Origin of the sequence: Photorhabdus luminescens subsp. luminescens, assembly GCF_001083805.1 — a bacterium.
GTDB classification, from domain to species: domain Bacteria; phylum Pseudomonadota; class Gammaproteobacteria; order Enterobacterales; family Enterobacteriaceae; genus Photorhabdus; species Photorhabdus luminescens.
Genome location: NZ_JXSK01000003.1, coordinates 206,674 through 231,445, shown reverse-complemented (window position 1 = coordinate 231,445; position 24,772 = coordinate 206,674). Strand labels below are relative to the sequence as shown.

General features: G+C 43.4%; 14 protein-coding genes, 2 tRNA genes and 3 rRNA genes. 17 read left to right on the top strand and 2 right to left on the bottom strand.

The genetic code is table 11. The features are described from left to right. Window positions 1–226 precede the first annotated feature (226 nt). A complete protein-coding gene (gene bamD, locus TI10_RS09175) occupies window positions 227–958 on the bottom strand; it encodes an outer membrane protein assembly factor BamD (protein WP_049583014.1) in 732 nt (243 codons plus the stop codon). A 137-nt stretch (window positions 959–1,095) separates the two neighbouring features. Here bamD and rluD point away from each other — a divergent pair, with 137 nt between their 5' ends. The 13 genes from rluD to TI10_RS09110 all read left to right on the top strand — a co-directional run bounded on the left by rluD (window position 1,096) and on the right by TI10_RS09110 (window position 19,542). After that, complete coding sequence (gene rluD, locus TI10_RS09170; protein WP_049583012.1) at window positions 1,096–2,073, top strand: 23S rRNA pseudouridine(1911/1915/1917) synthase RluD; 978 nt, start codon at window positions 1,096–1,098, stop codon at window positions 2,071–2,073. Next, complete coding sequence (yfiH, locus tag TI10_RS09165; protein ID WP_049583011.1) at window positions 2,074–2,805, top strand: purine nucleoside phosphorylase YfiH; 732 nt, start codon at window positions 2,074–2,076, stop codon at window positions 2,803–2,805. It begins immediately after the preceding gene. Window positions 2,806–2,937: 132 nt separating this feature from the next. Continuing rightward, window positions 2,938–5,511 (top strand): ATP-dependent chaperone ClpB, encoded by a 2,574-nt coding sequence (gene clpB, locus TI10_RS09160; protein ID WP_049583010.1) that lies wholly within the window; start codon window positions 2,938–2,940, stop codon window positions 5,509–5,511. Window positions 5,512–5,964: 453 nt separating this feature from the next. Next, window positions 5,965–7,509, top strand: a 16S ribosomal RNA gene (locus TI10_RS09155). A 69-nt stretch (window positions 7,510–7,578) separates the two neighbouring features. Further along, window positions 7,579–7,655 (top strand) — tRNA-Ile (locus TI10_RS09150). 130 nt (window positions 7,656–7,785) lie between these two features. Then, window positions 7,786–7,861 (top strand) — tRNA-Ala (locus tag TI10_RS09145). Window positions 7,862–8,023: 162 nt separating this feature from the next. Further along, window positions 8,024–11,449, top strand: a 23S ribosomal RNA gene (locus TI10_RS09140). 142 nt (window positions 11,450–11,591) lie between these two features. After that, window positions 11,592–11,707, top strand: a 5S ribosomal RNA gene (gene rrf / locus TI10_RS09135). The 16S, 23S and 5S rRNA genes sit together here with 2 tRNA genes alongside, the layout of an rRNA operon. Before the next feature lie 798 nt (window positions 11,708–12,505). Beyond that, entirely contained in the window at window positions 12,506–13,435 is a 930-nt protein-coding gene (metA, locus tag TI10_RS09130) for a homoserine O-acetyltransferase MetA (RefSeq protein ID WP_049583009.1), read from the top strand. A gap of 299 nt (window positions 13,436–13,734) precedes the next feature. After that, window positions 13,735–15,333 carry a malate synthase A gene (gene aceB / locus TI10_RS09125; protein ID WP_049583008.1) on the top strand — a complete coding sequence of 533 codons (1,599 nt, stop codon included), beginning with the start codon at window positions 13,735–13,737 and terminating at the stop codon, window positions 15,331–15,333. 95 nt (window positions 15,334–15,428) lie between these two features. Next, window positions 15,429–16,736 carry an isocitrate lyase gene (gene aceA, locus TI10_RS09120; RefSeq protein WP_049583007.1) on the top strand — a complete coding sequence of 436 codons (1,308 nt, stop codon included), beginning with the start codon at window positions 15,429–15,431 and terminating at the stop codon, window positions 16,734–16,736. Between the two features lie 62 nt (window positions 16,737–16,798). After that, window positions 16,799–18,556: a bifunctional isocitrate dehydrogenase kinase/phosphatase gene (gene aceK / locus TI10_RS09115; protein WP_049583006.1), complete on the top strand. Its 1,758-nt coding sequence runs from the start codon at window positions 16,799–16,801 to the stop codon at window positions 18,554–18,556. 419 nt (window positions 18,557–18,975) lie between these two features. Then, window positions 18,976–19,542 (top strand): hypothetical protein, encoded by a 567-nt coding sequence (locus tag TI10_RS09110; RefSeq protein ID WP_049583005.1) that lies wholly within the window; start codon window positions 18,976–18,978, stop codon window positions 19,540–19,542. Window positions 19,543–19,696: 154 nt separating this feature from the next. On the opposite strand, the gene iclR is transcribed toward TI10_RS09110, so the two are convergent. Continuing rightward, window positions 19,697–20,527, bottom strand: coding sequence for a glyoxylate bypass operon transcriptional repressor IclR (gene iclR, locus TI10_RS09105; protein WP_049583004.1), 831 nt, complete (start codon window positions 20,525–20,527; stop codon window positions 19,697–19,699). A 972-nt stretch (window positions 20,528–21,499) separates the two neighbouring features. On the opposite strand from iclR, the gene TI10_RS09100 reads away from it, so the two are divergent. The 4 genes from TI10_RS09100 to TI10_RS09085 are packed head-to-tail and all read left to right on the top strand — an operon-like array spanning window position 21,500 to window position 24,755. Further along, complete coding sequence (locus TI10_RS09100) at window positions 21,500–22,336, top strand: alpha/beta fold hydrolase (RefSeq protein WP_049583002.1); 837 nt, start codon at window positions 21,500–21,502, stop codon at window positions 22,334–22,336. Continuing rightward, window positions 22,329–22,712 carry a hypothetical protein gene (locus TI10_RS09095; protein ID WP_049583001.1) on the top strand — a complete coding sequence of 128 codons (384 nt, stop codon included), beginning with the start codon at window positions 22,329–22,331 and terminating at the stop codon, window positions 22,710–22,712. The genes TI10_RS09100 and TI10_RS09095 overlap by 8 nt, the downstream gene beginning before the upstream one ends. Window positions 22,713–22,761: 49 nt before the next feature. Then, a complete protein-coding gene (locus TI10_RS09090) occupies window positions 22,762–23,658 on the top strand; it encodes a hypothetical protein (protein WP_049583000.1) in 897 nt (298 codons plus the stop codon). A gap of 50 nt (window positions 23,659–23,708) precedes the next feature. Next, entirely contained in the window at window positions 23,709–24,755 is a 1,047-nt protein-coding gene (locus tag TI10_RS09085) for an acyl-CoA dehydrogenase middle domain-containing protein (protein WP_049582998.1), read from the top strand. Window positions 24,756–24,772: the final 17 nt, after the last annotated feature.

The window sequence follows — 24,772 nt, the reverse complement described above, 5'->3', positions numbered from 1 at the left end:
TTTTTCATGAAAAAGGTGATCTAAATCACCGTTTAACCAAACATGAGGCAACTAGCTGAAGTAATTGTGATTAGTGGTAAAAATATGAAGAATATCTATTGCAGGATTGGCGCTAATGAGACACTATTGACCAGTTGAATCTTTTCAACTCTGCTGATAAGTAGTCTTTTTTAGATGTTAATAAAATAAAACAGCGGCGCCGGCCGCTGTTTTATTGTCTACTTCTTTATACAGGATTAGCAGCAATGAGTTTTGCTACTTTATCTGCCTGAGCGGTTAAACCCAAACGTGTATAAGCTTTTTTCATATAAGGCAGTGCTTCCAAAGTTGATTGTGTATCAGGGTAATCACGTAACATCTGTTCAACCCGATTTACCACCGCGACATAGGCGCCACGTTTGTTATAATATTCCACAACCGAAAGCTCATACTTTGCCAGGCGCTCTTTGATAAACATTAAACGCTTAATAGCATCGGCAGTATACAGGCTGTTAGGATGATAGCGTACTAATTGGCTAAAATCCTTGAATGCTACCCTGGTATGTTCAGGATCTCGATCCGAGCGGTCAATGCCGAAGAAACTTTGTAATAGACTGTTATCCAAGGCTTGTGAAGTTAATCCACGCATATACAGAACATAATCGATGTTGGGATGAGTTGGATTTAGGCGTATGAAACGGTCAATGGAAGCGAGAGCCATTGGCAAGTCAGAGGATTTATAATAAGCATAAATCAGATCAAGTTGTACTTGCTGCGAATAGGGGCCAAATGGATAGCGATTATCGAGGGTTTCCAATTGTTTGATCGCATCTCCATAGCTACCGTTTCGCAGCTTTTCCTGACCCTTAGAGTAAATTTCCGCAGGTGGATTGTCGGGGACAACGTTTTTATCACCAGCGCACCCGGAAAGTACCAGGCTCAATGTGGCGGCAGCCACCAGATATTTCGTGCGTATCATCACGTGTTGATTATCCTCTGAGTGTTTTCTGGGAGACTATCCATGAAGCTCCCGGCAAAAGATCGAGTTACAATAGCACACTATATTAAATTAAACGGCTCTGCCGTCAAAACTCAACGTAAGTGTAGAAACAATATATGGCACAACAAATACGACTTAATACAACAGTCGCCGAATCTCAGCTCGGTCAACGTTTAGATCAGGCTTTGGCTGAATTGTTCCCTGATTATTCAAGATCACGCATAAAAGATTGGATCTTGGATGACAGAGTTCAGGTTAATGGCAAATTAATCAATAAGCCAAAAGAAAAAGTGCTGGGAGGTGAAGAAATTGCAATTGATGCCATCATTGAAGAAGATGCGCGTTGGGAACCTCAGGATATTGCGTTAAATATTGTCTATGAAGACGATGACATTTTAGTAATAAATAAATCGCGTGATTTGGTCGTTCATCCGGGGGCAGGAAATCCAGATGGTACGGTATTGAATGCGTTGTTATATCGTTATCCTGAAATTGCCGATGTTCCTCGAGCGGGTATTGTTCACCGTCTTGATAAAGATACGACAGGGCTGATGGTCATTGCTAAAACAGTTCCCGCTCAAACGCGTTTAGTCGAATCACTCCAACTACGGGAAATTACCCGTGAATATGAAGCGGTGGCGACAGGTCGTATGACGGCGGGTGGCATTGTTGAAGAGCCCATTTCTCGTCATCCAACGAAACGAACACATATGGCAGTGCATCCAATGGGCAAACCGGCGATTACCCATTATCGGGTAATGGAACATTTTCGGGCACATACTCGTCTACGCCTGAGACTGGAAACCGGCAGAACACACCAGATACGTGTTCACATGGCTCATATTAGTCGTCCATTGGTGGGCGATCCTTTGTATGGTGGTCGTCCTCGTCCTTTGAAAGGGGCCTCTGATGAGTTCCGCGAGGTAATGCGTAACTTTGATCGTCAAGCATTGCACGCCACGATGCTGCGTCTTTATCATCCGATAACCGGCATTGAAATGGAATGGCATGCTGAATTACCGGAAGATATGGTGATGCTGATTAAGGCATTAAAAGCAGATGCAGAAGCCTTTAAAGACGAAATGGATTGGTAAATGACCGCGCTTATTTTTCCAAACTGGCCACAACCGACGGCAGTAAAAGCTTGTAGTTCTACCCGTTTAGGGGGAATGAGCTTGTCGCCTTATGATAGCTTGAATCTGGGTAAGCATGTTGGTGATAAACCTGATGTTGTTGAACAAAACAGGCATATTTTGGCGAAAATGGCAGAACTGCCCCAGCCGCCAATTTGGTTAGAACAAGTTCATGGTACGCGTGTTGTGAGACTCGATGGTCAGCCACTGGAAGATAATAAAGCTGATGCTGTTTATACCAATATTCCTGGGCAGGTTTGTGCTGTGATGACAGCAGATTGCCTGCCTGTACTATTTTGCAGTTCTGTTGGTGATGAGGTTGCCGCTGCCCATGCAGGGTGGCGAGGCTTATGCGCTGGCGTACTGGAAAATACTATCGCTCAATTTAAAGCTAAACCTAATCAGATCCAAGCTTGGCTAGGGCCGGCGATTGGCGCGAAAAAATTTGAAGTTGGCAATGAAGTTTTGCAAGCGTTTACTCTCCAGCATGCTGATTTGAGTCAAGCTTTTATACCTGTCGGCGAAAAGTATTTGGCAGATATCTATTTGTTAGCAAAGTTAAAATTGCAATCTGTCGGTGTGAAAGCGATTTTTGGCGGGAATGAATGTACTGTCAGTAATAAAGAGAAATTTTTCTCTTATCGTCGTGATGGTATCACCGGACGTATGGCAACTTTAATCTGGCTGATATAACCTATCCCGTAGGGCGATCCGTTGGCGCATAAAAGAATGTCTCACATTGCTTTTCAGAATAACCTTGAATATTTGAGGAATGGCCTCATTTAATCTCCAGTAGCAAAATTTCTGAACAGTATTGGAGGTGTTATGCGTCTGGATCGTCTTACTAATAAATTCCAGCTTGCTCTCGCTGACGCCCAGTCCTTTGCACTTGGGCATGATAATCAGTTCATCGAACCAATTCACTTAATGAGTTCACTGTTAAAACAAGAGGGTGGCTCTATTCGCCCATTATTAATGTCAATTGGAATCGATACGAGCCGTGTCAGCAATCAGCTTGAGCTGGCTTTAGAACGTTTGCCGCGGGTACAAGGTATTGGTGGTGATGTACAACCATCCAATGACTTAGTTCGTCATTTAAATCTGTGCGACAAACTAGCGCAAAAAGCCGGGGATAATTTTATCTCCTCTGAATTATTTGTTCTGGCAGCATTGGAAGAACGCGGCACATTAAGCGACATATTGAAAGCTGTTGGCGCAACAAAAGAAAAAATCACTAAGGCAATAGAACAAATGCGTGGTGGTGAAAAAGTTGATGATCAGGGAGCGGAAGATCAACGCCAAGCCCTGAAAAAATATACTATTGATCTGACTGAACGTGCCGAACAAGGCAAACTTGATCCGGTGATTGGCCGTGATGAAGAAATTCGCCGCACTATTCAGGTATTACAACGTCGTACCAAAAATAACCCAGTCTTAATTGGTGAACCCGGGGTTGGTAAAACAGCCATTGTTGAAGGGCTTGCTCAACGGATCATTAATGGTGAAGTTCCTGAGGGGCTTAAAAATAAGCGAGTCCTTTCTCTGGACATGGGAGCGCTGTTAGCAGGGGCTAAATATCGTGGTGAATTCGAAGAACGTTTGAAAGGTATGCTGAACGACCTTTCTAAACAGGAAGGCAATGTCATTCTGTTTATTGACGAATTGCATACTATGGTTGGTGCGGGTAAGGCTGATGGGGCAATGGATGCGGGCAACATGTTAAAACCAGCCCTGGCCCGTGGTGAACTTCACTGTGTTGGTGCGACAACACTGGATGAATATCGTCAATACATTGAAAAAGACGCAGCCTTGGAACGCCGTTTCCAAAAAGTCTATGTCGCAGAACCTTCCGTAGAGGACACTATCGCTATTTTACGCGGTCTGAAAGAACGTTATGAGTTACATCATCATGTACAAATTACCGACCCTGCAATTGTCGCGGCAGCAACATTATCTCATCGTTATATCTCAGACCGTATGTTGCCGGATAAAGCTATCGATTTGATCGATGAAGCGGGCGCTAGTTTACGTATGCAAATGGATTCAAAACCGGAAGCGCTGGACCGTCTGGAACGTCGGATTATCCAATTGAAGTTGGAACAGCAGGCGCTGAAAAAAGAGTCTGATGATGCCAGTAAAAAACGGCTTGAAATGCTTAATGAAGAGCTGATCGTAAAGGAACGCGAATATTCTGAATTGGAAGAGGAATGGAAAGCTGAAAAAGCAGCATTGACGGGGACTCAGCACATAAAAGCAGAATTGGAAAATGCCCGTATCAGTCTAGAACAGGCACGCCGCAGTGGTGATTTAGCGAAGATGTCTGAAATTCAATATGGGAAAATACCTGGATTGGAAAAACAGCTTGCCGCAGCCACACAAGCTGAAGGTAAGCATATGAAACTGCTTCGTAACAAAGTTACCGATGCGGAAATTGCAGAAATTCTTGCGCGTTGGACAGGGATTCCTGTTGCCAGAATGCTTGAGAGTGAAAAAGATAAACTGTTGCGCATGGAGCAAGAGCTGCACAAACGTGTTATTGGTCAGGATGAAGCAGTCGATGCAGTATCCAATGCGATTCGCCGTAGCCGTGCGGGATTAGCTGATCCAAATCGTCCGATTGGCTCATTCCTATTCCTTGGTCCGACTGGCGTTGGTAAAACTGAGTTGTGCAAAGCATTAGCGAACTTCCTGTTTGACAGCGATGATGCAATGGTGCGTATCGATATGTCTGAATTTATGGAAAAACATGCCGTATCACGATTGGTAGGAGCTCCGCCGGGGTATGTTGGCTATGAAGAAGGTGGTTATCTAACAGAAGCTGTTCGTCGTCGGCCTTATTCCGTGATTTTGCTTGATGAAGTAGAAAAAGCGCACTCAGATGTATTCAATATCTTATTGCAGGTACTGGATGATGGTCGATTGACTGATGGGCAAGGTCGTACTGTCGATTTCCGCAACACGGTTGTAATCATGACCTCTAATCTTGGGTCGGACATGATCCAGGAGCGTTTTGGTAGCCTGAATTATGGTGAAATGAAAGATATGGTGATGGGAATTGTTAACCATCATTTCAGACCTGAATTTATTAACCGTATTGATGAAACTGTTGTGTTCCATCCATTAGGGCGTCGGCATTTATCAGCGATTGCAGATATCCAATTGCAACGTTTGTACAAACGTCTGGAGGAGCGTGGTTATCAGGTGACGATGACTCAGCAAGCGTTGGAAATGTTGGCAGAAGCCGGGTTCGATCCTGTTTATGGCGCACGGCCATTGAAGCGAGCTATCCAGCAGGAAATCGAAAATCCATTAGCTCAAAAGATACTTTCCGGCCAACTATTGCCAGGAAAACGAGTTACTCTGGATGTGGAAAATAGCCATATCGTAGCGAAACAATAACTTTATATTTAATGAGAGATAGTAAAGCTAATGAGAGATAAGGGGCAGGAAACTGCCTCTTTTTTTATCATTTTGCGCATTAAATCGCAATTTAACACTGTTTTTGCTTAATTGGTGTTCGGATGGATTCTTTTTGTAATTAAACGCTTGCCAGCGTCAAAGAATTCCCTATAATGCGCCACCACTGACCGACACAACGCTGATAAACGTTGTCAGGTCGGGCAGAGAAAAGCCAATAGATACTTGACTCTGCGGGCGAACAGCGTAATATACGCAGCCCGGCTGAACGAGAATGTTAATTTTTGATTCGGCCTGCTCTTTAACAATTAATCAGACAATCTGTGTGGGCACTCACAAGACCGTATCACAAAAAATATGTTTTAAAGTCTTGAAGAGTGAACAACAGTTAATTCATTACGAACTAACAGTCAGTTTCTTTGAGCATCAAGCTTTCAATTGAAGAGTTTGATCATGGCTCAGATTGAACGCTGGCGGCAGGCCTAACACATGCAAGTCGAGCGGTAACAGGAAAGCGCTTGCGCTTTGGCTGACGAGCGGCGGACGGGTGAGTAATGTCTGGGGATCTGCCCGATGGCGGGGGATAACCACTGGAAACGGTGGCTAATACCGCATAATGTCGCGAGACCAAAGTGGGGGACCTGAAAGGGCCTCACGCCGTCGGATGAACCCAGATGGGATTAGCTAGTAGGTAGGGTAAAGGCCTACCTAGGCGACGATCCCTAGCTGGTCTGAGAGGATGACCAGCCACACTGGGACTGAGACACGGCCCAGACTCCTACGGGAGGCAGCAGTGGGGAATATTGCACAATGGGCGCAAGCCTGATGCAGCCATGCCGCGTGTATGAAGAAGGCCTTCGGGTTGTAAAGTACTTTCAGCGGGGAGGAAGGGTTCAGCTTGAACAGAGTTGAATTTTGACGTTACCCGCAGAAGAAGCACCGGCTAACTCCGTGCCAGCAGCCGCGGTAATACGGAGGGTGCAAGCGTTAATCGGAATGACTGGGCGTAAAGCGCACGCAGGCGGTCAATTAAGTTAGATGTGAAATCCCCGGGCTCAACCTGGGAATGGCATCTAAGACTGGTTGGCTGGAGTCTCGTAGAGGGGGGTAGAATTCCACGTGTAGCGGTGAAATGCGTAGAGATGTGGAGGAATACCGGTGGCGAAGGCGGCCCCCTGGACGAAGACTGACGCTCAGGTGCGAAAGCGTGGGGAGCAAACAGGATTAGATACCCTGGTAGTCCACGCTGTAAACGATGTCGATTTGGAGGTTGTGGCCTTGAGCTGTGGCTTCCGAAGCTAACGCGTTAAATCGACCGCCTGGGGAGTACGGCCGCAAGGTTAAAACTCAAATGAATTGACGGGGGCCCGCACAAGCGGTGGAGCATGTGGTTTAATTCGATGCAACGCGAAGAACCTTACCTACTCTTGACATCCAGAGAAGACCTCAGAGATGAGGTTGTGCCTTCGGGAGCTCTGAGACAGGTGCTGCATGGCTGTCGTCAGCTCGTGTTGTGAAATGTTGGGTTAAGTCCCGCAACGAGCGCAACCCTTATCCTTTGTTGCCAGCGCGTAATGGCGGGAACTCAAAGGAGACTGCCGGTGATAAACCGGAGGAAGGTGGGGATGACGTCAAGTCATCATGGCCCTGACGAGTAGGGCTACACACGTGCTACAATGGCGGATACAAAGTGAAGCGACCTCGCGAGAGCAAGCGGAACACACAAAGTCTGTCGTAGTCCGGATTGGAGTCTGCAACTCGACTCCATGAAGTCGGAATCGCTAGTAATCGTAGATCAGCATGCTACGGTGAATACGTTCCCGGGCCTTGTACACACCGCCCGTCACACCATGGGAGTGGGTTGCAAAAGAAGTCGGTAGCTTAACCGCAAGGAGGGCGCTGACCACTTTGTGGCTCATGACTGGGGTGAAGTCGTAACAAGGTAACCGTAGGGGAACCTGCGGTTGGATCACCTCCTTACCTGAGATACGAGAAGTGAAGTGCTCACACAGATTGTCTGATGAAAGAAGAGAATGACGTTATCGCGATAGGCTTGTAGCTCAGGTGGTTAGAGCGCACCCCTGATAAGGGTGAGGTCGGTGGTTCAAGTCCACTCAGGCCTACCAAACGCTTTTCCTCTTTGCCATTTTAAACGCTGCATTACTCATGTGCTTGCGCACACTGCGTGATTCGCGTTGAAACTGGCGGTGATGAAAAGGTTTGGGTAACACCGTGTGATAGCGGAAGATTCTGTATGGGGCTATAGCTCAGCTGGGAGAGCGCCTGCCTTGCACGCAGGAGGTCAGCGGTTCGATCCCGCTTAGCTCCACCATACTAAAAGTCATTCAGAGTATATTGGCGACAGTATGCTGCGAATGATTTTGCTCTTTAACAATCTGGAACAAGCTGAAAAATTGAAACAGTCGATAATATCGCCGAGGTATTATTGACGAGTCTCTCAAGCTGAGCAATCCGAGACAGTTTCGGGTTGTGAGGTTAAGCAATTAAGCGTACACGGTGGATGCCTAGGCAGTCAGAGGCGATGAAGGACGCGCTAATCTGCGAAAAGCGTCGGTGAGCTGATATGAAGCGTTATAGCCGGCGATGTCCGAATGGGGAAACCCAGTGCAATACGTTGCACTATCATTAACTGAATCCATAGGTTAATGAGGCGAACCGGGGGAACTGAAACATCTCAGTACCCCGAGGAAAAGAAATCAACCGAGATTCCCCCAGTAGCGGCGAGCGAACGGGGAGGAGCCCAGAACCTGCATCAGCCACAGCATCAGAGGAACGGTCTGGAAAGGCCGGCGAGAGAGGGTGACAGCCCCGTACTCGAAGATGGCGTGGTTGTGAGTTCGACGAGTAAGGCGGGACACGAGAAATCCTGTCTGAAGAAGGGGGGACCATCCTCCAAGGCTAAATACTCCTGACTGACCGATAGTGAACCAGTACCGTGAGGGAAAGGCGAAAAGAACCCCGGCGAGGGGAGTGAAAGAGAACCTGAAACCGTGTACGTACAAGCAGTGGGAGCCCCACCACCAAAGCGTTTCGCTTTGCGTGGCGCAAAAAATGCGTAACGACATCACTGATGCGCGGTTGGCGGAGCGACAGCGACGCCCAACACAATCATCAAGCAGTGGAGCGTTTTGGGGTGGGGTGACTGCGTACCTTTTGTATAATGGGTCAGCGACTTATATTCTGTAGCAAGGTTAACCGAATAGGGGAGCCGCAGGGAAACCGAGTCTTAACTGGGCGAAATGAGTTGCAGGGTATAGACCCGAAACCCGGTGAGCTAGCCATGGGCAGGTTGAAGGTTGGGTAACACTAACTGGAGGACCGAACCGACTAATGTTGAAAAATTAGCGGATGACTTGTGGCTGGGGGTGAAAGGCCAATCAAACCGGGAGATAGCTGGTTCTCCCCGAAAGCTATTTAGGTAGCGCCTCGTGAGTTCATCTTCGGGGGTAGAGCACTGTTTCGGCTAGGGGGCCATCCCGGCTTACCAACCCGATGCAAACTGCGAATACCGAAGAATGTCATCACGGGAGACACACGGCGGGTGCTAACGTCCGTCGTGAAGAGGGAAACAACCCAGACCGCCAGCTAAGGTCCCGAAGTCATGGTTAAGTGGGAAACGATGTGGGAAGGCCCAGACAGCCAGGATGTTGGCTTAGAAGCAGCCATCATTGAAAGAAAGCGTAATAGCTCACTGGTCGAGTCGGCCTGCGCGGAAGATGTAACGGGGCTAAACCATGCGCCGAAGCTGCGGCATTCAGAGGACAGATTTCAGAAGACAGAGGACGGAATGATGTCATATGGATTCGAGCAATTGGACGTGTTTAAGAAAGCTTATCGAATTTCGTTAGAAATTCATCAGGTGAGTTTGACATTTCCTCAGTACGAACAATATGGATTAGCGGACCAGGTCGGGCGGGCAAGTAAGGGCATTTGCGCCAACCTTGCCGAGGGCTTTGGTAAGCAGCATTATTCCAAACCCGAGTTCAGGCGTTTCATTAGTATAGCCTTAGGCAGTGCCGATGAGATGCGTGTATGGTTAAGATATTGTCTGGATTTGGGCTATATCAATCGGGTTCAGTGGCAGGAATGGCGCGATGGCTATGAAGAGATAGCGAAAATGCTGACTGGACTGGGGCGGCGTCTGTAAGCTGTATTCTGACGTCTGTTCTCTGAATGGGTAGGGGAGCGTTCTGTAAGCCGTTGAAGGCGGCGCCGTGAGGCCTGCTGGAGGTATCAGAAGTGCGAATGCTGACATAAGTAACGATAAAGCGGGTGAAAAACCCGCTCGCCGGAAGACCAAGGGTTCCTGTCCAACGTTAATCGGGGCAGGGTGAGTCGACCCCTAAGGCGAGGCCGAACGGCGTAGCTGATGGGAAACAGGTTAATATTCCTGTACTGAATGTGACTGCGAAGGGGGGACGGAGAAGGCTAGGCCATCCGGGCGACGGTCGTCCCGGTTTAAGCGTGTAGGTGGGAGGAGCAGGCAAATCCGCTCTTCTTTTAACACTGAGGCGTGATGACGAGCCGCTACGGCGGTGAAGTGGTTGATGCCCGGCTTCCAGGAAAAGCCTCTAAGCATCAGGTGACATTGAATCGTACCCCAAACCGACACAGGTGGTCAGGTAGAGAATACTCAGGCGCTTGAGAGAACTCGGGTGAAGGAACTAGGCAAAATGGTGCCGTAACTTCGGGAGAAGGCACGCTGGCGTTAGGTGAAGGGGTTTGCCCCCGGAGCCGAAGCCAGTCGCAGAGACCAGCTGGCTGCAACTGTTTATTAAAAACACAGCACTGTGCCAACACGTAAGTGGACGTATACGGTGTGACGCCTGCCCGGTGCTGGAAGGTTAATTGATGGGGTTAGCCGTTAAGGCGACGCTCTTGATCGAAGCCCCAGTAAACGGCGGCCGTAACTATAACGGTCCTAAGGTAGCGAAATTCCTTGTCGGGTAAGTTCCGACCTGCACGAATGGCGTAATGATGGCCAGGCTGTCTCCACCCGAGACTCAGTGAAATTGAACTCGCTGTGAAGATGCAGTGTACCCGCGGCAAGACGGAAAGACCCCGTGAACCTTTACTATAGCTTGACACTGAACATGGAGCCTTGATGTGTAGGATAGGTGGGAGGCTTGGAAGTGCGGACGCCAGTCTGCATGGAGCCATCCTTGAAATACCACCCTTGAATGCTCGATGTTCTCACTTAGGCCCGTCATCCGGGCTGAGGACAGTGTCTGGCGGGTAGTTTGACTGGGGCGGTCTCCTCCCAAAGCGTAACGGAGGAGCACGAAGGTTGGCTAATCACGGTCGGACATCGTGAGGTTAGTGCAAAGGCATAAGCCAGCTTAACTGCGAGAGTGACGGCTCGAGCAGGTACGAAAGTAGGTCTTAGTGATCCGGTGGTTCTGCATGGAAGGGCCATCGCTCAACGGATAAAAGGTACTCCGGGGATAACAGGCTGATACCGCCCAAGAGTTCATATCGACGGCGGTGTTTGGCACCTCGATGTCGGCTCATCACATCCTGGGGCTGAAGTAGGTCCCAAGGGTATGGCTGTTCGCCATTTAAAGTGGTACGCGAGCTGGGTTTAGAACGTCGTGAGACAGTTCGGTCCCTATCTGCCGTGGGCGCAGGAAGATTGAAAGGGGCTGCTCCTAGTACGAGAGGACCGGAGTGGACGCACCGCTGGTGTACGGGTTGTCATGCCAATGGCATAGCCCGGTAGCTAAGTGCGGGAGAGATAACCGCTGAAAGCATCTAAGCGGGAAACTTGCCTTGAGATGAGTCTTCCCTTGACTTGAGGTCACGGAAGGAACGTTTAAGACGAAGACGTGGATAGGCTGGGTGTGTAAGTGCAGCGATGCATTGAGCTGACCAGTACTAATGAACCGAGAGGCTTAACCTTACAACGCCGAAGGTGTTTTGGTGTCAGAAGACAGCGGACAGCGGACAGCGGTCAGAAGACGGAAGAGAGATGAATTTCAGCTTGTTCAGAGATTGATTCGGGCGGTTGTGGAGAAGCAACGGCCGGGATAAAACGGAATATGCCTGGCGGCGATAGCGCGGCGGTCCCACCTGACCCCATGCCGAACTCAGCAGTGAAACGCCGTAGCGCCGATGGTAGTGTGGGGTCTCCCCATGTGAGAGTAGGGAACTGCCAGGCTTTAAATACAGTAGGAACCCTCAGCGAGAGCTGGGGGTTTTTGCGTTTTTAGGGTAGGTATTATTTATTTACTTATTCCCTTTAAGAAACAGATAACTGGTTTATCAGTCTTAAATAATTAAAATATATTGTAATGATAGCAGGTATATAATTTAAATAGCTTTTTGAACTGATGAGTTAGAATAACCAAAAATTTTCAATTCTTTTTTATATTTGTTTTTTAGGAAAATTTTGGATCAGGGTTTTGTCCGCTCTTATAACCTGTAATGAGACTGTAATTTAAGTTGTGTAATTGTCTGTTTTCCCTATCGCCATACTTATTATTAGCATTTGATTCAAATTAGCTTGTTGTTATAAGAAAATCGCATATTTCAGTATTGAAGATAAATTTTATAACTCAATATTAACAATAAGAATATTTTATTATTTAATCTTGTTGCTTTCTTAGGGTGTATTGCTTTTAATATTTATAGCGTGTAATTTGACTTCTTCTAATCTTGTCTTTTTGTCTTGAACTTCCTGATTTTTACCGAAAATATCATTGATTTTTAATGTATTTCATCTCGTTATTAAGTGAAATTTGCTTTATTGTTTTTTCATATAACAAATGTAACTCAAATTGTTTTATGTTATAAATATTAAAAATTTATTAACTATTATCATGTTGAACATTGTTGTAAAAACAGAAATGAAATAATTTCAGCTTACTTGTAAAGCCTCGACATTCTGTTAATACTTAGTTAGATTTAGCTGTCTGGAAGTCTAAACGTGTAAATGGATAAAAGTTGAGGTCATAGCATGCCAATTTGTATACCGGATGAATTACCCGCAGTGAATTTTTTACGAAACGAGAATGTGTTCGTGATGACATCTACACGCGCGAATATTCAAAATATACGTCCACTAAAGGTGTTGCTGCTTAACCTGATGCCAAAGAAAATTGAGACTGAAAATCAATTTCTAAGATTACTATCCAACACGCCTTTACAGGTAGATATCCAGCTACTGAGAGTAGACAATCGGAAATGCAGGAATACGCCTGCTGAACATTTGAATAATTTTTATTGTGATTTCGAGCAGATAAAACATCAAAATTTTGATGGTTTAATTGTTACTGGTGCGCCATTGGGATTAGTTGAATTCGAAGATGTGGCATATTGGAGACAGATTGAAAGAATAATTAGTTGGGCAAAGGAGCACGTCACTTCTACCTTATTTATTTGTTGGGCTGTACAGGCCGCTTTGAATATTTTGTACGGCTTACCAAAGTTTACCAGAGAAGTAAAACTATCAGGTGTTTATTATCACTCTACTCTGGACCCTTTAGCATTATTAACTCGTGGCTTTGATGAATCTTTTTTTGCTCCCCATTCTCGCTATGCAGATTTCCCTGAACAAGTTGTTCGTGAGCATACTGATCTGGATATTCTTTCCAGTTCTGAAGAGGCGGGGGCCTATTTACTGGCGAGCAAAGATAAACGCATGGTGTTTGTTACCGGTCATCCTGAATATGATACAGGAACGTTGGCTAGTGAATATTTACGTGATTTAGCAGCAGGTTTAGATCCAAAGATCCCAATAAATTATTTTCCGGATAATAATCCAGAAAGAAAACCACTGGCATCATGGCGTAGTCACGGTCATTTATTGTTTTCTAACTGGCTGAATTATTATGTGTACCAGATTACACCATATGATCTTACCTACATGAATCCAACATTGGATTAATATCTTCATAAATGGCTGAAATTCAGCCATTTAACCCGCCTGATTTTTTCTGCTCCCCTGTTATTAACACCCGTCAAAATACCGCACTTTTTGTAGTTTGTCTTATATAACAAAAACTTAACAAAATAATCTTGTGATTTATGGAATCAATTTCTCTAATTTGAAATAGGTAATTTTCCATATAACTAATTGTTTTTTATTGATTAAAAATAAAATTATAAAAAAATGGAAATCGTTTTTGATTTATTTTAAATATCTATTACTCTTATTCAGGTGTGCTTTAAAATGAGGATAGATGAATGACGCAGCAAACTTTAGCGACTGAATTATCGTTTATTAAACGACTTGGCGCAGCAGAGCAGGAGATTTTGATACCTGAAGCGGTAGATTTTCTGAAAGATCTGGTTGTTCGGTTTACTGATACACGGAAAAAATTATTAGTCGATCGGGATATTTGGCAGAAGAAAATTGATGATGGTGAATTGCCTGATTTTATTTCGGAAACCAGTTCCATTCGTGAAAGTGAGTGGGGAATTCAAAATATTCCGGCGGATCTCCGTGATCGCAGAGTAGAAATCACTGGACCAGTAGAACGGAAAATGGTTATCAACGCCTTGAATGCTAATGTAAAAGTTTTCATGGCTGATTTCGAAGATTCCTTAGCACCAGCTTGGGATAAGGTGATTGAAGGGCAGATCAACTTACGTGATGCTGTTAATGGCACAATTTCTTACGTTAATGAGCAGGGTAAACAATATCAGTTGCAATCAGATCCTGCTGTTCTGATCGCACGGGTAAGAGGGCTTCATTTACCGGAAAAACATGTTCTCTATCAGAATGAGCCAATTGCTGGCGGATTGTTTGATTTTGCCCTCTATTTTTACCACAACTATAAACAATTGCTGGCAAAGGGGAGCGGCCCCTATTTCTACTTACCAAAAATTCAGTCTTACCGCGAAGCTCTGTGGTGGAGTGATGTATTCAGTTTTGCGGAAGATCGTTTCGAGTTACCGAGAGGAACAATCAAAGCAACGGTATTGATTGAAACTCTGCCGGCTGTATTTCAGATGGATGAGATTCTTTATCATCTTCGGCACCATATCGTTGGCCTTAATTGCGGCCGTTGGGATTATATTTTCAGCTACATTAAGACACTGAAAAATCATAGTGATCGGGTTCTGCCTGATCGTCAGTCTGTCACAATGGATCAACCTTTCCTCAGTGCTTATTCCCGTTTACTGATCAAAACCTGCCATAAGCGCGGAGCATTTGCGATGGGGGGAATGGCTGCTTTTATCCCCAGTAAAGATATTGAACGCAACAATTGGGTATTAGATAAGGTCAGGGCGGATAAAGAGCTGGAAGCGCGTAATGGTCACGATGGTACATGGATTGCCCACCCAGGTCTTGCCGACACGGTAATGGAAGTTTTCGATAAAGTCTTGGCAGAACGGCAAAACCAGTTAGATATCTTCCGTGAAGAAGATGCGCCGATTACCGCGGCTCAATTATTGGAACCTTGCCCAGGTGATCGTACTGAAGAAGGTATGCGGGCCAATATCCGTGTAGCGGTTCAATACATTGAAGCGTGGATTTCAGGAAATGGATGCGTTCCTATCTATGGTTTGATGGAAGATGCTGCGACAGCCGAAATTTCCCGGACATCCATTTGGCAATGGATTCACCACGAAAAATCACTGTCCAACGGTAAAAAAGTGACAAAAAGTTTGTTCAGGCAGATGTTGGCAGAAGAAATGGAGGTTATTAAGCAAGAAGTTGGAGAAACACGTTTCAGTCAAGGGCGATTTAGCGATGCAGCCAAGTTGATGGAGCGCATTACAACTCAGGACGAGCTGATAGATTTCCTGACGTTGCCGGGATATCAATTACTTGATTAGAGCCCGCCTATTGGGGCTACTGAGAGAAGTTTAAGCAACGAATAATAACAAAACACCATATCCGATTAATTTAATAAAGATAGGAAGTAGAAGTTATGACAATCTCCAGAACTCAACAAATCGCTCAACTGGAACAAGAATGGAAAAGTGACCGTTGGAATGGAATTATCCGTCCGTACAGTGCGGAAGATGTTGTTAAATTGCGGGGTTCAGTTAATCCCGAACATACATTGGCACAGCTTGGCGCTAAAAAACTGTGGGAACTGCTACATGGCAAAGCGAAGAAAGGTTATGTGAACTCATTGGGCGCATTGACGGGTGGGCAGGCATTACAGCAGGCAAAAGCGGGTATTGAGGCGATTTATCTTTCTGGTTGGCAGGTTGCGGCTGATGCTAATACCGCATCCAGTATGTATCCTGATCAATCCCTGTATCCGGTGGATTCAGTCCCGGCGGTGGTAAAACGTATTAACAACAGTTTCCGTCGGGCGGATCAAATTCAGTGGGCAAATGGTATTGATGCTGATAATCAGGAATATATCGATTATTTTCTGCCAATTGTGGCGGATGCGGAAGCAGGATTTGGTGGTGTTTTGAATGCTTTTGAATTGATGAAAGCCATGATTGAGGCGGGTGCTGCGGCTGTTCACTTTGAAGATCAACTTGCTGCGGTGAAAAAATGTGGTCATATGGGCGGTAAAGTTCTGGTTCCGACACAAGAGGCGATTCAAAAATTGGTTGCTGCGCGTCTGGCGGCAGATGTTTCTGGTGTACCGACACTGCTGATTGCTCGTACCGATGCTGATGCAGCCGATCTATTAACCTCCGACAGTGACACATATGACAGTGAATTTATTACTGGCGAGCGGACTTTTGAAGGATTTTTCCGTACCAAAGCGGGTATCGATCAAGCGATTAGTCGTGGTTTGGCTTATGCGCCGTATGCTGACTTGATATGGTGTGAAACATCAACACCTGATATTGAAATGGCTCGTCGTTTTGCTGAGGCGATTCATGCCAAATATCCTGGTAAATTGTTAGCTTACAACTGTTCTCCATCGTTCAATTGGAAAAAGAATCTGGACGATAAGACTATCGCGCGTTTCCAGGATGAACTGTCGGAAATGGGTTATAAATTCCAATTTATTACTCTGGCGGGTATCCACAGTATGTGGTTCAACATGTTCGACCTGGCGCATGCTTACGCGCAGGGTGAAGGTATGAAACATTATGTGGAGAAAGTACAGGAAAGAGAGTTTGAATCCATTAATCGAGGTTATACCTTCTCTTCTCACCAGCAGGAGGTTGGTACAGGTTATTTCGATAAAGTTACGACGATTATTCAAGGGGGAACATCGTCAGTAACCGCATTGACTGGTTCCACGGAAGAGCAGCAGTTCTGATTATTGTATTTCTGATGCTATTCAGCCTGCTTATAGCAGGCTGAATATATTGAGGAGTTGCGATGGGGATAGATTCAGCACATTTGATAGCACAAACTATTTTACAGGGATTCGATGCACAATATGGCCGCTTTTTGGAAGTGACTTCAGGTGCGCAACAACGCTTTGAACAGGCTGACTGGCATGCTGTTCAGCAAGCGATGAAAAAGCGCATTAATCTTTATGATCATCATGTTGGGCTGGTGGTTGAGCAGCTTAAATGTATACATAGCGCTTTCGGATATGATGAAGAGTACATTGCCAAAGTAAAGGTTGTTTATACCAGTTTATTACCGGATTATCCCCGGTTTGAAATTGCCGAGAGTTTTTTCAATTCTGTTTATTGCCGTCTGTTTGAACATCGCAATCTGACACCGGATAAATTATTTATTTTTACCTCGCAGCCTGCGCGTAGATTTCGGGATATTCCTCGCCCGTTATCGCGTGACTTTTTCCCTAATGATAATCTTGCTTTAATGTTACGGACAATTCTTAATGATTTGCCGCTGCGTTTACCTTGGGAAAATCTGGAAAGAGATATTCATTATATTACAGACTATCTACAACAGACATTTCCAGTCGCAGAATTATTACAGGCAACTTTTCAGATAGCTAATGAACTGTTTTATCGCAACAAAGCGGCTTGGTTAGTAGGTAAGATCCGCGTGGGAGGTCAGGTTTATCCTTTCTTGTTGCCGATCCATCATAACGAATTCGGCGGGATTTTTATCGATACTTGCCTGACTGATTATGCTGATGCCAGCATTGTATTTGGTTTCGCCCGTTCCTATTTTATGGTTTATGCGCCTTTGCCAGCGGCTTTGGTGGAATGGTTAAGAGAAATTTTGCCCGCCAAATCAACATCTGAACTTTATATGGCAATCGGCTGCCAGAAGCATGGGAAAACAGAATATTACCGGGAATATCTGGCGTTTATTACCTTCTCCAAAGAACAACTTATGATTGCTCCCGGTGTTAAAGGGATGGTGATGTTGGTGTTCACTTCCCCTTCATTTGATCGCGTTTTTAAGGTGATTAAGGATAGATTTGCGCCGCAGAAAGAGGTGACTCAGGAGCGGGTACAGGAGTGTTACCGTTTGGTCAAAGAGCATGATCGTGTGGGGAGGATGGCCGACACGCAGGAATTTGAGAATTTCGTTATTGATAAAGCCCGCATTAGTTCTGAATTGATGGAAGAGTTGCAGAAAGAAGTGCCAGAAAAGCTGGAAGATTTGGGTGATAAGATCCTGATTAAACATCTATATATGGAACGGCGAATGACACCGCTGAATATCTATATGGAACAGGTAGATGAACAGAAGCTGAAAGATGCTATCGAGGAGTATGGCAATGCGATTAAACAGCTTGCGGCTGCGAATATTTTCCCGGGAGATATGTTGTTTAAGAATTTTGGTGTGACACGACATGGCCGGGTTGTGTTCTACGATTATGATGAAATCTGTTATATGACAGAAGTTAACTTCCGAGATATCCCGCCGCCGCGTTACCCAGAAGATGAACTTGCCAGTGAACCGTGGTATAGCGTGGCGCCAAATGATGTTTTTCCTGAGGAATTCCGACATTTTCTTTGCACTGACAGTCGTATTCGCTGTTATTTTGAAGAGATGCATAGTGATTTATTTAAAGCAGACTACTGGCGGGCGTTGCAAGAACGGATTAAAAACGGTCATGTGGAAGATGTGTTTGCGTATCGTCGCAAACAGCGATTTAGCCAACGTGCTGAGATAGGAACCTATTCTATCTCCAAAACTTTAGCTTGATTTTGATCAGGAACTGGCGTTTGCTGTTGGCAACCGCCGTTTTTATTAGTAGTCAATATTATTATCCTCATTAAATTATTTCTCTAAATTAAATATAAATTAATGCCGATTTATTTTTCTTGCGCGGGATGCGAATATTTACAATAAAAATGAATTTTTTCAATATAAGATATATTTATTATTAAGAAGGCATAATTGGAGCATAAGTTAAAAGCATATATTTAATGATTGTTTTGAGAAATAAAAATAGATCTATTTATTTGTGGGAATTCTATAATTTCATAGAATTTGGAAGTCAAAGATTTTTAACTACAGCTAATGGCTGGAAAAAGAATTGATATTTTTGACTCTTAATTAAAAGCATGAAAATTCTCATATAACATACATATAACTTCGTGAAAGTATTTAAGGATATAACAATGGCTAGTGTAATTTTATACGGTGATAAAATCCATATTAAAAACAACTATCTTGGAAATGGTGGCTATCTGGACACTAATGGTTATGCAACCGCGCAAGGCGCAAAATATAACGTATACACGGCTACTTCGCCGACTCGTGCTCCGGGTACCGGTACGGGTACATGGCAAATTTTGTCTGCGAGCGGAAAAGGCGTAGGGGAAGAGATTTACAGTGGTGATATCGTGTTTCTTTTCAATCTTTACCAGAATAATGGGGGATATCTTGGTACTAATGGTTATGCGCCATCACCTGAACTCTATAATATTTATACATCGGATAAAGCAGCACGTCCGGTTGAGACCCTGACATGGTACATTTTTTCAGATACAACCAATGGATATGATGGTAAAGTTCGTGAAAGTGATGTTATCCGTTTTCTGAATGGTTATAATAGCGTACGTGGAGGATTTCTTGATACTTGTTTCAATGCTACTGCTGCTGGTGCATTATATAATGTATATACTTCACGTCTTTCTAATCGAGGTAACGGAACAGGCACTTGGAACTTATCAAAAGCGATTTAATCAGGATGATACTCATCGATTAGTGTTCCATTAACTAATTCTCCTATATATGTAAGAATCCGGGAATATAATTGTTTCCGGATTCTTTATATAATTAAGACAGGGCATGGTAAAACCGATGCCCTGTGAAAACTATGATTATTATGAAAAAGAATTAACGAATCCCGCCATATTCTTTACTGATCTCTTTTGCGGCACGAATTACCAAAGCACCAAGTTCAGTGATTCGATCATCAGTGATCCGTGAGACTGGGCCGGAAATGGAAATAGCCGCAAAGGCTTGGTGATGTTCATCATAAATACAGTCAGCAATACAGCGCAGACCTAAAGCATGCTCTTCATCATCGAATGAATACCCTTGTTTGCGTGTTTGCTCCAAATTTTCTTTTAAACCCGAAGGGGTTGTTTTGGTATATTGTGTGTAAGAATGAAGCCCTTTCTTATGCAGTAATTGAACCAGTTGGTTATCTGATAATGTTGAAAGGAATGCTTTACCCGCCCCGGAAGCGTGCATAGGCAACTTACCCCCGATAGGGGCGGACATTCTCATCAATGCATTACACTGTACCTGATCGACAATAACCGCTTCATATTCGCTATGATCAAGAATCGCTAAATTAACGGTTTCACCGGAATCTTCCATCAAGCGGCGGAGGATCGGATGAATGAGCGCCAATAAATTTCGGCTCTGTAAAAAACTGCTGCCGACAATAAAGGTGTGCGAACCGATAACCCACAACCCTAAATCGCCAATCTGACGGACGAAGCCATGTTGTTGCAAAGTGGTGAGAAGGCGGTGAGTGGTAGAATTTGGTAACCCAGCTTGTTGGGCTAAATCAGTCAGGGCGATACCGCCGGGTGACTCGGAAATATATTCCAAAAGTGTCAGGCCACGGCTTAATGACTGTACTTGCCCGTTAGCAACAGCATTATTCGCCGTAATCTTAGTTTTTTTTGTTTTTTTACTGGTAACGGCAGTGCTCATCGAAATACCCTCTGAATAATAAGATGGAATTCATTTTCATTTCTCATTATGGACGATAAACCTGAAAAACACTCATCCGATGTGTGGAAAATGCTACCTATCATTGAGATTTAAAGGAATCCTAAGATTTTGCTTAGAATCGTTATGATAGATAACGCTGGCTTGGGACTTTTGGTAAATATGAGTCGGGTGTACAGGAATGGAGAAACAGATCGTGAATGGTCAATATTCTCCTGTTGATTGCTGTTTTTCAAAGTTTATGGCAGTTAATTCACTATAAATGTACAAGATTATTCAGATAGGAATGGTTTCCTATCTATATCCATAGGGTATCAAACCAAGTCATAGAGTAAGAGAGTAGAATGGCTGGTTAATTTCATGAATTAAATAGTGGCAATAATATAATTCATGAATATTAATAATGTTGCTGTGTAACATAGGTTAAAATAATATAAATGAATTTATAAAAATAACGTGATGAAATGGTTTGTTGTATGTATTTTTGAATTGATTCATGAATAAATTTCATTTTTCTTATGTATTCTTTAAACTAAGATTATCTTTTCTTGCTATTAACTGTTTGTTGTTTTATATGGTTACAGCTTTCTTTCAATATTGTTTCATATAAATTCAATACATTTGAAATTGATATTTTTATTATTGATTTATAACTTCTTTGTTAATATTTAAATGATATGATTTACAATTTAAATTAAATTTCTCTAATGTGTAAAATAATTTTTCCAGCAAATAATTTATAAAATAATATATGTTTCTTGATTTATCTATAGCCTGTTACTAAGAAAGTATAAGGGGCTTTTTTATTGGTTAATAACAAATCAGAAAATGACCAATAGCTCGGCGAGATGGACAACTATTTGACATCTGTCGCATTTAAAACAAATTTTTTTGGCGGATTTATCGTCAATGCCGGTCACTTGAGCGTGATATAGTTGTTGAGAGTATATAGATATGAAAAATAATATTAACGGTAATTATTTTAAAGTGGCTGGGAATTTTCTCTGTAATTATAAAGTTTATCAGGGAGATAGTCATGGCAGAGTTATTATATTGCTACCTGCTATTGGGGTGGAAATCAGGAAATATGAAACTTTAATACAACAATTGGTAAAAGAGGGGTTTCAGGTTGTCACTGCGGATATGCCAGGTTATGGAGACAGCCAACCTAAACCAAGTCGGGAAAATGACTATAACTATTCCGATCTGTTGCGGGATTATCTGCCGGCAATGTTAGACAAGGCTGTTGAATTAAATAACAATAAAATTCCTATTGTTTTTGGTCACAGTCTTGGGGGGCATATTGCAACGCTCTTTGCCTGCTCGACTGATCGGCCATTTTCGCTATTTTGTGTGGCAACCGGGAACGTATGGTATAAGAATTGGCAGGGAATGGGGAGAGTGCAGATAATAACAGCAGCTATTATTTTTAACATCCTGACTGCGTTATACGGTTATCTCCCTGGAAAAAAGATTGGTTTTGGCATAAGAGAAGCTAAGGGGTTAATGCGAGACTGGTCCAAAACTGCTTGCACGGGAAATTATTATCATGTACGTGCTTATAAGAATAAGGAGAATAAAAACTTATCCAAGGCTGTTTATATCTGTTTTAAAGGAGATAATTGGGCTCCGTTGAAGTCCACTCAAGTATTAGCAAGTCTTATACCTAATGCAGAAGTTAGGGAAATAATCTTACCTTTAAAAGGTAATCCTCATAGCGCCTGGATTAAACAGCCAGGGGATATTATTGCAATCATGAAAAGAGAAATAATGGAGAATAGCGATGATTAATACATTGAAAATTCTGCGTTGGGAATTTCTAGGATTGTTCTTTATCAGTTTATTTCTGACCTGGCAGCTTGAAAGTTATATAAATTGGTGGCAATTTATTTTGTTATTTTTTCTGATTGATATTATTGGCTACTACCCAGGACGGATTTGGAGTTTGCTGAATAAAAAAGAAATTCCTCCGGCTGCTTTTTATACCTTTTATAATATTTGCCATAATTTATTCACACTTAGTGTGATTAGTTTGCTCTGGATCTGGTTCTTTAAGGACAACTACAGCGTTATTGCATTATTTGTCCATATTTGTCTGGATCGAGGTGTACTGGGTAATTTTCCTAAGTTATCTATCAATATATTTAAGCAGCCTACAGTTCATTGAAGTGAGTCATGATTGAGAGATAATTTATATTTAACGAGGAATGAATACTATGGATCTAATTAAACAGGCATCGGAAATAGAAATGCAGGCAAAGGATTGGGGCTTGGATGAATGGTTTTCTGAACAGATAAATGTTGAGCAAAGAAAAATAACCCATTATGCCAATGATCCTAAATTAACCTATTTGCCGGGTGATTTACGGGAATCTCTGATTAGGGAACTTTCTTTTAAATCGATTTCTGAATATGAAGCAACGAAAGCGTTATTGCTACTTGCAGATAAGGCGCCTGACAATATCAATTTCGATTATATGTTGACTCAGATATTTGATGAAGGTAGGCATGCCAAATTATTCAGAGAACATCTGGTCAGAATAGGCTTTGCGGGTATCGACAATGTGGCTGGAAAAATGGAAAGCCTCTTACGAGGCAAAATGACCAATATGTTGGAGACATTAAGAACTTATTTCGACAAATGGATAATATTGAAAAATGACTATATTGCCGGCGTGCTTATCATTACTGTCGTTCTGGAAGGTGTGCTTGCGCCAACGTCAGAACTCAGCGAAATCAAATGGCGTCCTTTTGATGTTGTCGCCGCCGAGACACAGGCCAGAGCCAATGCGGATGAATTAAGACATCTGACAGTATGCGCAAATATCGTCAAGATGGCGCTCGAAAATGATAGCTCTCTAAAGCAGTCAGCTCTTGAGTGTATAGAAGAAGGATTGGCGTTATGGAATCAGGTATCCGTTGATGACTTGTTTGTGGAGCGTGAAATGTTCTATCAACGGGGTATGCAGCACCACTTGCGCTTGATTGAAGGTTATGAATTAGCGCCTGGAATGTTGTTGTCCGATTCTACGGTGGAGTCTCGTCTTGAGCTATCTCATTCCTTGGTTGAACAGATGCAGCAATCACGCCTTAAGTACATGGGTTTAGTGTAGATATTAGCTTTATTCAGTTGGTTGTTTGAATAGGCTAAGGAGAATTAAAAATGACAAATATTGTTGAAGAACTCAGGAAGAATAGTGAGAAATATCAACATTTGACACCGGATAGATTGAAGAGATTATTGTTGGGTTCTGAGGCTGCTTCACAATGCCTGCGTTTGGCGGCGCAATCCAGTATAGAGGGGCTTCATCAAGTGGGTAATACTATCCGTGAAGCTTCGGCGTGGCTTCCCGCGGTTGGTATTGCCTTAACAATGCATAATCATATTGTATTGGCTTGCAGTAAATTCTCTGACATATTTGAAGACAGCAACGTATTATTGAATGAAGTTATGGCATCAAAAGCGTTGGTTGCTTCTGCTTTTGCAGAGGGATTGCCTGGAACGAATATTTTTACACCATCACTTAAAATGCATTCAAAAGAGGGAAAGTTGCTTGTTAATGGTTCGAAGAAGCCTTGTTCTCTCTCTTCGATTGCTGACTATTATGTGTTATCAGTCTGCGATACCGATCATGACAATGAGATGAGAGTCGTGTTGATTTCTAAATCGGCGCAGAATCTTAAGGTTATTCCTTTCTGGAAATTGGGAATTTTGACTGAAAGTGATAATCAAGAAATCAAATTCTTGGATGCTGAAGTATCACCTAAACGACTTTCTCATTATAAAGGGATTGAACAACAGATGGTGCTTTCCTGTGGTTTAGCACTATTTAATTATTTTGCTGCAAATACTTATTCTGGAATTCTTGATGGGCTTACTCGTTTTATTCCCGAGAAGGTAGTAGAACAGCAGCCAATTAAATATACCCTGACTCAAGCTGATTATAAGATTAATGTTATTCTTGGTCAGATGTTGATTATTGCCTTTTATGCTAGCCAGGATGAAAATGCCGTCCATAAGATTCTCGCGTTACGTTATACCTTGGAAAAGATCCTTGAGGAAACTGCCAGTTTCATATTCCGATGTTGCGGTGGGATTAAGGTAATGACAACACCAGAAATAATGAATTTCTATTTGGCAGTACAGTTATTTAAATTTCATCCGATAGGAGAATTCCAAATGATTAACCAGATCATACAACAAGCTTAATTACTTTTAGAATCACC

Bases quoted from the DNA above. Each gene is read 5' to 3' on its own strand.
- aceA (WP_049583007.1), top strand. From the start codon at position 15,429: ATGACAATCTCCAGAACTCAACAAATCGCTCAACTGGAACAAGAATGG.
- TI10_RS09090 (WP_049583000.1), top strand. From the start codon at position 22,762: ATGGATCTAATTAAACAGGCATCGGAAATAGAAATGCAGGCAAAGGAT.
- TI10_RS09110 (WP_049583005.1), top strand. From the start codon at position 18,976: ATGGCTAGTGTAATTTTATACGGTGATAAAATCCATATTAAAAACAAC.
- aceK (WP_049583006.1), top strand. From the start codon at position 16,799: ATGGGGATAGATTCAGCACATTTGATAGCACAAACTATTTTACAGGGA.
- yfiH (WP_049583011.1), top strand. From the start codon at position 2,074: ATGACCGCGCTTATTTTTCCAAACTGGCCACAACCGACGGCAGTAAAA.
- TI10_RS09085 (WP_049582998.1), top strand. From the start codon at position 23,709: ATGACAAATATTGTTGAAGAACTCAGGAAGAATAGTGAGAAATATCAA.
- aceB (WP_049583008.1), top strand. From the start codon at position 13,735: ATGACGCAGCAAACTTTAGCGACTGAATTATCGTTTATTAAACGACTT.
- TI10_RS09100 (WP_049583002.1), top strand. From the start codon at position 21,500: ATGAAAAATAATATTAACGGTAATTATTTTAAAGTGGCTGGGAATTTT.
- clpB (WP_049583010.1), top strand. From the start codon at position 2,938: ATGCGTCTGGATCGTCTTACTAATAAATTCCAGCTTGCTCTCGCTGAC.
- rluD (WP_049583012.1), top strand. From the start codon at position 1,096: ATGGCACAACAAATACGACTTAATACAACAGTCGCCGAATCTCAGCTC.
- bamD (WP_049583014.1), bottom strand. From the start codon at position 958: ATGATACGCACGAAATATCTGGTGGCTGCCGCCACATTGAGCCTGGTA.
- iclR (WP_049583004.1), bottom strand. From the start codon at position 20,527: ATGAGCACTGCCGTTACCAGTAAAAAAACAAAAAAAACTAAGATTACG.
- TI10_RS09095 (WP_049583001.1), top strand. From the start codon at position 22,329: ATGATTAATACATTGAAAATTCTGCGTTGGGAATTTCTAGGATTGTTC.
- metA (WP_049583009.1), top strand. From the start codon at position 12,506: ATGCCAATTTGTATACCGGATGAATTACCCGCAGTGAATTTTTTACGA.